Genomic DNA, 12,645 nt, shown 5'->3' with positions numbered 1-12,645 from the left:
GCCCGGTTATTGTTGAACAATGTTCGGCGTCCTCACAACTCCCGGGCTGCTGAAGATGATGCCTTGTTGCGTTCTGATCTGGGAAAATGCGAAAAATGGCTCCCATGTTGCACAGCTAAGCTTGGGCGGTAAGTTTGTCGCATTTCATCTCACAAGGGATCAAAGTGAGCCTATTTCGTACCAAGCCAGTTGAGAGTTTCCTGGCGGACGCCGCAGGGCCCGGGCGTCAGCTGAAAAGGACCCTGAACATCTGGGATCTGATGATCATGGGTGTCGCAGTATCGGTAGGTGCGGGAATCTTTTCCGTGGGCGCGCGGGCGGCAGCCAACTTTGCCGGCCCCGCCGTCACGGTATCTTTTGTCATCGCCGCACTAACCTGTGCCATGGCGATCATGTGTTACGCGGAATTCGCGACGGCGATTCCCGTCGCAGGTTCCGCGTATGTCTTTTCCTACGCCACCATGGGCGAGTTCATTGCCTGGATCATCGGATGGAACCTGATCCTCGAACTGTTCACCGCGGCAGCGGTCATCGCCAAATATTGGGGTATCTACCTCACTGAAGTGTTCCAGTTCGCCGGGATCCATCTCTCTGCGACCATCGACCTGGGTCCCGTGACCATGAGCTGGGGGCCGTTGCTGATTGTTGCGCTGTTCACGGTGCTGCTCGTTTTGGGGACCAAGTTGTCGGCGACCGTGGGGAACGTGTTCACCGTCATCAAGATCGCCGTGGTGCTCTTCGTGATCGCCGCCGGCCTGTTCTACTTCAACGCGGACAACATCACCCCGTTTGTCCCCGAAGCAGTTCCGTCCGCCGGGAACGGCACCGCCGACGTGCTCCAGCAGTCGCTCTTCTCCTTTGCCACGGGAGCCGCACCGGCCCAGTACGGCGTGGCGGGAGTGCTGGCAGGCGCCGCCTTGGTCTTCTTCGCCTTCGTCGGCTTCGATGTCGTCGCCACCAGCGCCGAAGAGGTCAAGAACCCGAACAAGACGCTGCCGCGCGGCATCTTCGCGGGCCTTGCGCTCACCACCCTGCTCTACATCGGCGTGTCCTTCGCGCTGACCGGAATGGTCTCCTACAAGGATCTTGCAGCCGTCGAGAATCCGACCTTGGCCACGGCCTTCGCAGCGGTAGGCAACGACGGCGCGGCCTCCATCATCGCCGTCGGCTCGCTCATCGGGTTGACCACCGTGGTGATGGTGCTGCTGATGGGCCTGACGCGTGTGGTGCTCGCCATCAGCCGCGACGGGCTGCTGCCGCATTCGCTGTCCAAGGTCAGCGCCAAGCGCGGCAGCCCGGTGCGCATCACGGTCGTCTGCGGCACCCTGGTGGCCCTGGCCGCTGGCTTCACGCGCGTGGATGTGCTTGAAGAGATGATCAACATCGGTACGCTGTCCGCCTTCGTGATGGTCAGCCTGGGTATCCTGGTGCTGCGCCGCAAGCGCCCGGACCTGAAGCCCGCGTTCCGTGTTCCCTTTGGCCCGGTGATCCCGATCGTTTCGGCTTTGCTGTGCACCTATCTGATGCTCAACTTGGCCATTGAAACCTGGATGTATTTTGTCGTGTGGCTGGTCATTGGCGTGGTCATCTACTTCGCCTACGGCCGAGGCCATTCGCGGCTGAACGATGAGGACGTCGCCGAGAACACTGCCTCCGCCGAGGGTGGGCCAGAACTCGAAGGCAGTTCGGCGGCATCAGCCCGGTAGCCGTGTAACCCGCTGGCCGTGCCGCTGGTATTGCCCGACCCCTCGAGCTTGTGAAAGCACCGATGCATTCCGCCGTCCCTGTGATCCAGGCGAGGAAGAATGCATCGGTGTTTTGTGTTGGTGCGCTGGCATCCGTGAGGATCCTCTGGGCGCCTGTGCCTTTTGGTGTCCGCTTCGTGGCCCAGTCACGGAAATGCCCGGGGGAGCGCGGCCGCGGTGCCGTCACCGACTGCGAGGGGGCTGGTCTGGCGGGCTGGGAATCAGCGGATGCAAAATAAGAACGGCCGCCCATCCGGTTCAATGACGAGAGTCGCTGAGGATGGGCGGCCGTGCAATTCATACGGTGCCGTGGAGACTAGAAGGCCGGGATGACGCTTCCGTCGGTCCAGGTGTCCTTGATGTAGGTGCGGACCTCGTCCGAGTGCAGCAGCTCTTCGAGCTTTGCGATGGCCGGGGTCTCTTCGCCTTCACGCCAGGTCAGGAAGTTGGCGTTCGGGTTGTTCTCGCCGGATTCCTGGGCCAGAATTTCGTCCTTGTTCAGCTTGGCCTGGACGATGAAGTTGCCGTTGATCACGGCGATGTCGACCGAGTTGTCCTTGGTGTAGTACTGCGGAACCTGCTCGGCGCTTACCTCGTCGAGCTTCAGGCCCTTGGGATTCTTGGCCTTGTCGTCCTGCACGGTCAGCACCGAGTCGGTGTCTTCCAGACCGGCCAGCAGGCCTGCGGACTCCAGCACGCGCATGCCGCGCAGCTGGTTGACCGGGTCGTTGTTCAGCACCACGCTGGCGCCCTCGGTAACGTCTTCCGGCTTGTCGAACTTCTTCGAGAAGACGGTCATCGGCTCAACGTGGATGCCGGCGCCGTGGGCGAACTTATAGCCCTTCTCGGCAACCTCGGTGGCCAGGTACTTCTCGGTCTGGAAGTAGTTGGCGTCCAGCGACTTATCGTCCAGGGAAGTGTTCGGGGTGACGTAGTCGTCGATTTCCACGACATCCAGGTCGATGCCTGCGTCCTTGGCCAGGTTCTCGTCGATGTAGGTCAGGATCTGGGCCTGCGGAACCGGGCTGGCACCGACCTTGAGGACTACCGGGTTCGCCGGATCCAGCGGCTGTGCCGAGGCGTCGGCGGCAGGTGCATCGCTGCCGCCGCAGGCGGAGAGGGCGAAGATTGCTGCGACACCGGTCAGTGCAAGAGCGAGCTTTTTGCGCATTGCGTGTTTCCTTAGTTTGACGTGCCGGGAACGGCGTGTGCGAGTGATTTTTGCCCGGAGAAGCCGCTGGCTTCCGGGCGTCCGTCGGATGGACCGATGGACGTTTCTAGCGGTGGTCGACCTTGCGGGCGATCACATCGCCGATGATCTGGACAACCTGCACCATGACCACGATGATGATGATCGTCATGAGCATGATCTCAGGGTTGTAGCGGGTATAGCCGTAGGTGTAGGCCATGCGGCCCAAGCCACCGCCGCCGACCAGGCCGGCCATGGCCGAGTAGCCGATCAGCGTGACCACTGTCGTGGTGACGGCCGCGACGATGCCGGGCATCGCCTCGGGCACCATGACCTTGCGGATGACCTGCATCTTGGTGGAGCCCATGACCAGGGCGGCGTCGACCTTGCCGGAGGAGACGTCGCGCAGGGCGGTCTCGACCAGGCGGGCGAAGAACGGGATGGTGCCGATGGTCAACGAGACCGAGGCCGCGATGGGGCCCAGCGAGGTTCCCACGACAATGACCGCGAACGGAATCAGCGCCACCATCAGGATGGCGAACGGGATCGAGCGGGTGATATTCACGATGATCCCGGAGAGCACGACGTTCAGCCAGCGCACGGGCATCAGCCCGCCCTTGCCGGTGACGTGCAGCAGGATGCCGAGCAGCAGGCCGATGACCACGGTGACGACGCCGGAAATGAGCACCATCTCGATGGTTTCCCAGGTCGCGGTCAGCATGGCTTTCTGGACGGTAGGGGTGAGGAAATCCATGGGCTTACTTGGTTCCCTTCACGGTGACGGCAATGCCGTTCGACTTCAGATAATTGGTGATCGCCTCGACGTCCGCATCGACCGGCAGCTGGATGCGCAGGTGCGCGTACTGCTGGTTGCTGAGCTGTTCAACCGAACCGGCCAGGACGTTGACGTCGATGTTGAAGGTGCGGGAAACCGCTGAAATGACCGGCTCGGTGGCCTGGTCTCCGGTGTACAGGAGGTCGAGGATCGTGCCGGCACCGGCCGAACGCGGCGCGTCCCCTGGCAGCGGCAGCAGCGTGTGGGCCAGGCGGCCCTGGGCGTTGGTGATCACCGAGGCGATATCGCCGTGCTCGACAATGAAGCCGCCCTCAAGCAGCGACACCGAATCGCAGGCCTGCTTCACGACGTGCATCTCATGGGTGATGATCAGCACCGTGATGTTCAGGCGGTCGCGCAGCTTCTTGACCAGTTCCAGGATCTCGTCGGTGGTCTTCGGATCCAGGGCGCTGGTGGGCTCGTCGCACAGCAGGACATCCGGATCGGTGGCCAGGGCGCGGGCGATGCCCACACGCTGGCGCTGGCCGCCGGAGAGCTGCGACGGATAAGCCTTGGCGAACTTGGCAAGGCCCACAAGTTCCAGCAGCTCGGCGACCTTGGCGGCGATCTCCTTCTTGGGAGTGCCGGTCAGCTCCAGCGGGTAGCCGACGTTCTGCTCGGTGGTGCGGGAATCGAAGAGGTTAGCGTGCTGGAAAACCATCCCGATCCGGCGGCGCGCATCGCGCAGCTCGTCCGCGCTGACGTTGGTCAGCTCCTTGCCGTTTACCGACACGGTTCCGGAAGTGGGCTGGTCGAGCAAGGTCAGGCAGCGGACGAGGGTGGATTTACCAGCTCCGGAATGTCCGACGATGCCATGAATTTTCCCGGTAGGGACTTCAAGGCTGACCCCGCCCAGGGCGACAACGTCGTTGCTTCCCTGGCGGTAGACCTTGCGCAGGTCACTAACTGTGATCACTAGGCGTGTTCCTTCAGATTCTCAAAGGGTGTAGAGAGTACCCTCCATTCAACCACTATCGAACAAAATCGCCCGAATAACCCCCTGCATTGGGTCATCGTACTTAATATCCGGCATTCAGCGACCCAGCGTCGAATATACTTCGCGCGATGGCCGCGATAAATGAACGAATGCCCTGTTTCACAGCGTGCCCAGAGAGCCCGAGCTCTCTGTGAAGTGCATTACCTTGCCGTCGCGACTCGGCCGCGGCAGGGCGTATTAATCATCCTTGATGGGCCATGCGCCGTCGACAAGCGCCTCGGGCTTGGTCTTGCGCAGGTAGGTTTGGAAGCTTTCGGCCTGTTCGCGCGCCCAGCCGATCTGCCAGCCGTGGAGCACCTGCGGGTCGACCTGGAGCTGCGGGTATTTCTCCGCGATCGCCCTGGCCACCGCCACGCAGGCGACGGCGTCGGCGAATGAGGTGTGCGCGTTTTCCAGCACCACGCCGTAATGCTCGCAGGCGGCGCCCAGAGTCCGCTTGCCTTTGCGCCATTTGTCGACCTGCTTGTCGATGATGAACGGATCGATCACGTTGCCGGGAATGAACGGCGGCATGTTGTAGCGCAGCGCCTCGGCATGCAGGACGGAGAAATCGTAGGCGGCATTGAAGGCGATCAGCGGAGCCTGCTCGGAGGCGAAGGCGAGCAGGCCCAGGATCTCGCGTACCGCCTGCGCCGCCGGAATGCCCTCGGCGCGGGCCTTCTCGGTAGAGATTCCGTGCACGGCGGTGGCCGCCTCGGGGATCTCGATCCCCGGATCAACCAGCCACTCGCGTTGGTTGACGATATTCTCCTGCGCATCGAGCAGCACCACCGAGGCGGTGACGATGCGTGCGGTGGCGGTGTCAACGCCGGTAGTTTCCAAGTCAAAGCCTACGGCGAGGCCGTTCTGCCATTCAGTCATGGTTCAACGCTACAGCCCGGCGCGGACATGTCGGGTCTTGGACGCACCGGATGTGGAGCACGCCGGACGGCTTGGCACAATGGAGTCATGACCCCAGCCGAGCGCGAAGAATCACTGGCCTACCCCGATGCCGTCCACGAACTGGCCCAGCTGGTCCCGCGCGGTGCGGTCCTGAGCTACGGGGACGTGGCCGAGCTGCTGGGCAGCGGCTCCGCCCGGCAGGCGGGCAAGGCCATGGGGGCCGCCCCGGAGGGCACGCCGTGGTGGCGGATCCTGCGCTCCGACGGAACGATCACCGGGGCGCTGATGGCCGAAGCCTCCGGGCACTGGGCCGCAGAGGAGCTCGCGTCTCCCGGCCGGCGGATCGACATGAACCGCAAACGGTGGAAACCCGACCCCGCCCAGTGGGAGCGCATCGACGCGCTGCGCGCGGCGCTGGGCAACCCGAAAATGTCCGAGGCGGATGATCAACTATGAGTATGCACGACGTACCCGCCGAGGAATCGGCCCCGCTGCTGGAAACCCTGGCCGGCGCACGAACCCCCATGCTGGTCGCCGGTGCCCCCGGCACCGGCAAGACCACCGCGCTCATCGACACCGCGGTGGCCCGCCTGGACGACGGTCTGGACCCGCTCTCGCTGCTGGTCATCGCGCCCACCCGGCTGAGCGCCGCGGCCATCCGCGACGAGCTCAGCCGCCGCGCCCAGCGCACCTTCACCGAACCGGTGGTCCGCACCTGGTCCGCCTACGCGTTCGACCTGATCCGCCGTGCCCGGGTCGAGGGGCTGCTGCCCTTCGTCGAGCGCGCCCCGCGGCTGCTCTCGGGCCCCGAGCAGGACACCCTCATCGGCAACCTGCTCGAAGGCCACGCCCAGGGCCTGACCCCGGGCCCAGGCTGGCCTGCCGACCTGGAGCTGGCGGTGGAAACCCGGGGCTTCCGCAAGGAGCTGCGCGAATTCTTCGACCGCGTCTCGGAACTGGGCCTGGACCCGGCGGACATCGCCGACTACGGGCAGGCCGCCGCCCGCCCGGAATGGCTTGCCGCCGCCCGGTTCTACCAGGAGTACCGCGACCTGCTGGATTTGGGCAACGCCGAAGCCTTCGACCCGGCGGGGCTGATCACCCGCGCCGCGCAGCTGCTGGAGGAGAACCCCGACTTCCTGCACGCCGAGCAGGACCGGCTGGCGCTGATCCTGGTTGACGACCTGCAGGAAGCCACCCTGTCCCAGCACCGGCTGCTGGCGCTGCTGGGCCGCGACCGCCCGCTGCTGGCCTTCGCTGCGCCGGACAGCGTGGTCCAGGGATTCCGCGGCGCCCGCGCCGACCAGCTGCACCGCTTCTCCGCCCGCTACACCAGCGCCGATGACGCGCAGATCCTCGAACTGGGCACCGGCTACCGGATGGGCCCTGAAATCACCGAGGCCTGGCGCCGCATCGTGCGCCGCATCCCGGTGGTCACCGGAACCCGTGGCCGCGCCGTGGAGCCGGTGGCGGCCGCCGGCGCCGGGGCCGCGCAGGCGCTCACCTTCGAGAACTCCACCCTGGAAGAGCGCTTCATCGCCCAGCGCATCGTGCAGCTGAACCTCTTCGAAGGCAAGGACCTCTCGGACATCGCCATCGTGGTGCGCAACGGTTCCCAAGTGCGTTCGCTCAGCCGCTTCCTGGAAGGCCAGGGGATCGCCGTGCAGGTGCCCCCGGCCGAAATCCCGCTCAAGGACGAATCCGCGGTCCGCCCGCTGCTGGACCTGCTGGACCTGGCGTTCGCCGACGGGGCGGGCGAGGATCCGCTGCTGATGCAGAACCTGCTGCTCTCGCGCTACGGCATGAGCACCGCGCTGGAAATCCGCCGGCTGCGCCAGCTGCTGCGCCAGCAGGAGTCGTCCCGCGGCGGTCGGCGCTCCAGCCAGGAGCTGCTCGAAGCCTGCCTCGCGGAGCCGGAGCTCGCCGCGGACCTGGGTAAGCCGGCCTTCGGGCTGCAGCGTCTGCTGAAGATGTACACCGCGCTGCGCGAGGAGCTTGCCTCCGGCACCGCCACCCCGGAAACCGCCCTGTGGGTCATGTGGGAAGCCTCCGGGCGCGCCAAGGCCTGGCGGGAGGAAGCCCTGGGGGCCGGAACCACCGCACGCCGGGCCGACCATGACCTGGATGCGGTGCTGTCCCTGTTCCAGGCCGCCGAGCGATTCGTCGACCAGCTGCCCGGAGCAAGCGTGGAGCAGTTCATCGAGCACATCCTGCACCAGGAGCTGCCTATGGACTCGCTGGCCAGTCGCGGCTCCGGAGGCCAGCACGTCACGGTGCTGACCACCGCGGCGGCCGCCGGCAAGCAGTGGCCCATCGTTTTCATCCCGGGGCTGCAGGAAGGATCCTGGCCCAACCTGCGGCTGCGAGGCGAACTGCTGGGCTCGAACGCGCTGGCCGACGTGGTGGAGCACGGCATCGGGTTCCTGGCCACCCGGACCCCCACACATCTGGTCCGCCAGATCCGCAGCGACGAGCTGCGCAGCTTCAGCAACGCGGTCTCCCGCGCCAGCTCCCAGCTGATCTGCACCGCCGTGGACAACGAGGACTCCCAGCCTTCCTCCTTCATGGACCTGGTGGATCCGCCGGGGGATGAGGGCCGCGCCCCGACCCCGGTGCCGCGCATCCGCGCGCTACCCGCCCTGGTGGCGGAGCTGCGCAATACCGCAGAACGCGCCAAGGCCGCGCAGCTCGGGGCGATCGCCCCACCGCCGCAGGTCAGCGCCGACGACCTGTACCGGGATGCAGCCCAGGTGCTCTCCGGGCTGGCGGCGCAGCCGCGCATCGTCCGCGGGGCGCACCCCTCCTCCTGGTGGGGCATGCTGCCGTTGAGCAGCCATGGGCCGGTCATCCCGGAAGGCCAGCCGCGCAGGATCTCGCCCTCCAAGGTCGAGACCCTGGTCAAGTCGCCGCTGAACTGGTTTGTGCAAAGCGCCGGAGGCACCGCGGCCCACGACTTCGCAGCCTCCCTGGGAACCCTGATCCACTCCATCGCGGAGGAACACCCCGAGGCCAGCAGCTCGGAATACGAGCGCATCCTAGAGGAGCGCTGGCCGGAGCTGGAGAAGCCGGAGAACTGGGAAGGCCAGCGGGACTTCGACCGGGCCAACTCGATGCTCAAGAAGTTCGCCCAGTATTGCGTGGCCTCCCGCCAGGAAGGCCGCCGGCTCGTGGCCCGCGAGCTGCCCTTCAACGTGGAGGTCCCCACCGGCGGGGATCCGGTGCAGATCCGCGGCATCATCGACCGCGTCGAGGCCGATGCCAACGGCAGGGTCACCGTGGTGGACCTGAAGACCGGTGCCTCGGCGCCGAGCAAGAACGACGTGCTGGAGCACGCCCAGCTGGGCGTCTACCAGACCGCCATCCAGCTCGGTGCCCTGCAGGAGCACGAGCAGACTGCCGGGCTCTCGGACGACCCCGCCGGGGCGACCCTGGTCTACGTGGGCACCTCCGCCAAAAGCCCCGCATTGCGCGACCAGCCGGCGCTGGGCCAGGAAGACTGGGCCCGCAAACTCATCCTGGAAGCCGCCGAGCTGATGGGCCACACCGAATTCACCACCCGGCATGTGGCTGGATCCGCAGGCCTGCTGGGCAGCTGCACCCTTCCCGAAATCTGTCCGCTGTGCAACGAAGGACGACAGGTCACCGAACCATGAGCATGATCAAGTACACCCCGCAGGAGCTCTCCGAGGCGCTGGGGGAGAAGTTCCCGCCCACCAAGCAGCAGGCGCAGATCATCAGCGCTCCGCTGGAGCCCATGCTGGTTATCGCCGGCGCCGGATCCGGCAAGACCAAGACCATGGCTGACAAGGTGGTCTGGCTGGTCGCCAACCAGCTGGTGCGCCCGGAGGAAATCCTCGGAGTGACCTTCACCCGCAAGGCCGCCGGCGAGCTGTCGGTGCGCATCCGCGCAAAGATCGCCCAGCTGGTGGCCACCGGACTGCTCAGCGAGGAAACCACCCGGGACTTCCTGGACCCCGCGGTATCCACCTACCACTCCTACGCCAACACCCTGGTCCAGGACCACGGGCTGCGCCTCGGACTGGAGGAGGACACCGTGCTGCTGGGCGCCGCGCAGTCCTGGCAGCTGGCCCACACGGTGCTTGAAAGCTATACGGGGGACTACCGCCACCTGAACAGCGCCACCAGCACGCTGATCGACGCCATCGTGTCCTTCAGCTCCGAAGCGGCCGAGCACCTGCTCACCGCGCCCGAGGCGCACGGATGGATCGACGACCTGGTGGCCCGGCTGCGCACCTTGCCGATGGACCCGGAGAAGAACAAGGCGCCCACGCAGGCCGCCCTCAAGCTCATCGACAAGCTGGCCTCCCGCGCCACCATCGCGCAGCTGGCCGAGGACTACGCGGCGCAGAAGAAGAAGCTCGGCGTCATGGACTACGGCGACCTGGTCGCCCACGCAGCGACCATCGCCCAGCAGGTTCCCGCCGCGGCGCTCGCCGAACGCACGACGCACAAGGTGGTGCTGCTGGACGAGTTCCAGGACACCTCGCACGCCCAAATGGTGCTGTTCTCCGAACTCTACGGCCAGGGCCACCCGGTGACCGCGGTGGGCGACCCCAACCAGTCGATCTACGGCTTCCGCGGAGCCAGCGCCGGGCAGCTGTTCCGCTTCCCGGAGAAGTTCCCGATCCACCGTCCCAACGGCCGCGAACTGGCCCACGTCAACCACCTGACCATCGCCTGGCGCAACACCGTCAACGTGCTGGAGGCCGCCAACGCCATCACCGGCGGCGGGGCGCAGCAGTCCACCGGGCCGGTGGCAGTGAAGCCGCTGGAGCCCTCGGCCTTCGCGCTGCCCGGGCGGGTGGTGCTCAACCGCTGCGCCACCGTGCGCCAGGAAGCCGAAGCCATTGCCGACCTGATCCAGGGCGAAGGCTTCGTCGCCGCCGATGGCACCGTGCTCACCAGCGCCGTGCTTTCGCGCAACCGCGGGCAGCTCGCCTCCATGGCCGAGGTGCTCGACGAGCGCGGCATCGCCTACCAGTTCGTGGGCCTTTCCGGGCTGCTCAGCACCCCGGAACTGACCGATTTGGTCGCTTGCCTGCACGTGCTGGTGGATCCGCTGCGCTCGGACAAGCTCATGCGGCTGCTGGCCGGCGCGCGCTGGCGGCTGGGCCCCGCGGACCTGACTGCCTTCGCGGACTGGTCCCGGCAGCTTGAACGCCGCCGGGCACGCGGACTGAACCCGCAGGAGATCCAGAACGAGACGGGGACGGAATCCGAGCCTGCGCTGGAAGCCGTCCGCGCGGAGCTGAACGACGGCGCCAGCCTGGTGGAAGCCCTGGACTACCTGCCGCCGGAGCACTGGACCAGCGGCGACGGACGCCAGCTCAGCGCCGAGGGCCGGGCCCGGCTGGTCCGGCTGCGCGAGGAGCTGGCCGGGCTGCGGCTGCTGGCCAACGACGACCTGGACACGCTGATCCGCGAGGTCGAACGATCCATGAACCTGGACATCGAGGTCGCCGCCCGTCCGTGGGTCGACCGCGACAAGTCCCGGGCGAACCTCGATGCCTTCGCTGACGTGGTCCGCGAATACTGCCGCAACGCCCCACGAGTGGAACTGGCCGGATTCCTGATGTGGCTGGAACAGGCAGCCGAAAAGGAAAAGGGCCTGCCGCTGCCGGGCGAGGACGCAGACCCGAAGTCGGTGCAGCTGCTCACCGTGCATGCCTCCAAGGGCCTTGAATGGGACACCGTGGCGGTCATGTCGATGAACGACGGGGTGTTCCCGGGATCGAAGTCAGACCGCTGGACCAGCGGCGACAAGGCGGTCCCGTGGCCGCTGCGCGGCGATGCCAGGGATCTGCCGCAATGGGACACCGACCAGTCCTCGCTCAAGGAGCTGCTTGAAGCCGAATCCGTGTTCACCTCCGATGTGGAAGACCACCACATCGCCGAGGAACGGCGCTTGGCCTACGTGGCGGTGACCCGCGCCAAGACCCTGCTGATCTGCAGCAGCAGCATCTGGACCAACAGCCGGACCAAGCCGACCGACCCATCGTTGTTCTTCAGCGCGCTGATGCCGCTGGCCGAGGGGGAGCACCCGCGGGCTGAGATCGGCGTGTGGGTGAAGGACGAGGATGCGCCGGAGCAAAACCCCAGCCGCATGACGCCGCTGGAGGCCGATTGGCCCTATGACCCGCTGGCCGGGCCCGAGATCCGCGGCGGCGTGGCCAAGAGCCCGCACCCGTATTCGCGGCGTGAGGTGCTCCAGGAACTTGCAGATGACGTCCTGTCGCCGGGCACCGGCCGCGAGATCAGCACCGACGTGGGTCGAGCCTGGGCCGAGGAAGCGCGGCGCCTTCTCGCCCAGCGTGAATTCCTGGCCAACCGGGAACGCGGCATCGAAGCGCCGGAACACGTGCGCGCCTCGCTCTTCGTCGAACTGGCCGAAGACCCTGTCGAGGTGCTGGAGAACCTGCGCCGGCCGGTGCCTCGCCGCCCGGGCTTGGCGGCCCGCCGCGGCACCGCGTTCCATGCCTGGATCGAGGAGTACTACGAGAAGACCTCGATGCTGGACTTGGGCGACATCATGGAGCCGGCCGACAGCTATCTGGACGACGCGCTGGACTTGGCATCCATGAAGGAGGCCTTCCTCGCCAGCGAATGGGCGCAGCTTCAGCCTGCCTATGTGGAGGTGCCGCTGGAAACGCGCGTGGGCCCGGTGGCAGTGCGCGGCCGAATCGACGCGGTGTTCCGCCTGGAGGACGGAACCTGGCTGATGCTCGACTGGAAGACCGGACGGGTGCCCTCGGGCAAGGACTTGAAGAGCAAGCTGGTCCAGCTGGCCGTTTACCGGCTGGGCTGGTCCAGGCTCCACGGCATTCCGCTGGACCAGATCAAGGCCGCGTTCTACTATGTTGCCGCGGGCGTGACGATCCATGCGGAGCACCTGTCCGGCGAACAGGAGCTCGAGGAAATGATCACCACTGCGTTCGAGCAGCTGGAAGAAGGGGAGCCGGCCGGCACCCCGTAAGCG

The 12,645-nt window shown here is 66.3% G+C and carries 8 protein-coding genes; 4 read left to right on the top strand and 4 right to left on the bottom strand.

Translation table 11 applies throughout. From position 1 onward, the window contains the following. Positions 1 to 164: 164 nt before the first annotated feature. A complete protein-coding gene (locus tag ACTX90_RS11490; RefSeq protein WP_443442104.1) occupies positions 165 to 1,706 on the top strand; it encodes an amino acid permease in 1,542 nt (513 codons plus the stop codon). A gap of 355 nt (positions 1,707 to 2,061) precedes the next feature. Here the strand turns inward: ACTX90_RS11490 and ACTX90_RS11485 are convergent, their stop codons facing one another. The 4 genes from ACTX90_RS11485 to ACTX90_RS11470 form a co-directional block, all read right to left on the bottom strand. Further along, on the bottom strand, positions 2,062 to 2,916 hold the full coding sequence (locus ACTX90_RS11485) for a MetQ/NlpA family ABC transporter substrate-binding protein (RefSeq protein WP_047119543.1): 855 nt from the start codon (positions 2,914 to 2,916) through the stop codon (positions 2,062 to 2,064). A gap of 106 nt (positions 2,917 to 3,022) precedes the next feature. Continuing rightward, a complete protein-coding gene (locus ACTX90_RS11480) occupies positions 3,023 to 3,688 on the bottom strand; it encodes a methionine ABC transporter permease (RefSeq protein ID WP_047119542.1) in 666 nt (221 codons plus the stop codon). 4 nt (positions 3,689 to 3,692) lie between these two features. Further along, the gene (locus ACTX90_RS11475; protein WP_443442103.1) at positions 3,693 to 4,685 is read right to left on the bottom strand and encodes a methionine ABC transporter ATP-binding protein; all 993 of its coding nucleotides are present in this window, start codon (positions 4,683 to 4,685) and stop codon (positions 3,693 to 3,695) included. A gap of 258 nt (positions 4,686 to 4,943) precedes the next feature. Further along, positions 4,944 to 5,627, bottom strand: a complete 684-nt coding sequence (locus ACTX90_RS11470; protein ID WP_047119540.1) for a 3'-5' exonuclease — start codon at positions 5,625 to 5,627, stop codon at positions 4,944 to 4,946. Positions 5,628 to 5,714: 87 nt separating this feature from the next. Between ACTX90_RS11470 and ACTX90_RS11465 the strand changes: the two genes are divergently transcribed. The 3 genes from ACTX90_RS11465 to ACTX90_RS11455 are packed head-to-tail and all read left to right on the top strand — an operon-like array spanning position 5,715 to position 12,642. After that, the gene (locus ACTX90_RS11465; RefSeq protein WP_047119539.1) at positions 5,715 to 6,104 is read left to right on the top strand and encodes an MGMT family protein; all 390 of its coding nucleotides are present in this window, start codon (positions 5,715 to 5,717) and stop codon (positions 6,102 to 6,104) included. Positions 6,105 to 6,106: 2 nt separating this feature from the next. Continuing rightward, positions 6,107 to 9,301: an ATP-dependent helicase gene (locus ACTX90_RS11460; RefSeq protein ID WP_443442102.1), complete on the top strand. Its 3,195-nt coding sequence runs from the start codon at positions 6,107 to 6,109 to the stop codon at positions 9,299 to 9,301. Then, positions 9,298 to 12,642, top strand: a complete 3,345-nt coding sequence (locus tag ACTX90_RS11455) for an ATP-dependent helicase (RefSeq protein WP_443442101.1) — start codon at positions 9,298 to 9,300, stop codon at positions 12,640 to 12,642. Before ACTX90_RS11460 ends, ACTX90_RS11455 begins: the two co-directional genes overlap by 4 nt. Positions 12,643 to 12,645 lie beyond the last annotated feature (3 nt).

It is taken from the genome of Glutamicibacter soli (assembly GCF_052322135.1).
Lineage (GTDB): Bacteria > Actinomycetota > Actinomycetes > Actinomycetales > Micrococcaceae > Glutamicibacter > Glutamicibacter soli.
Note: the sequence above shows the minus strand (reverse complement) of the source record. Positions and strands in the feature narration are given on the sequence as shown.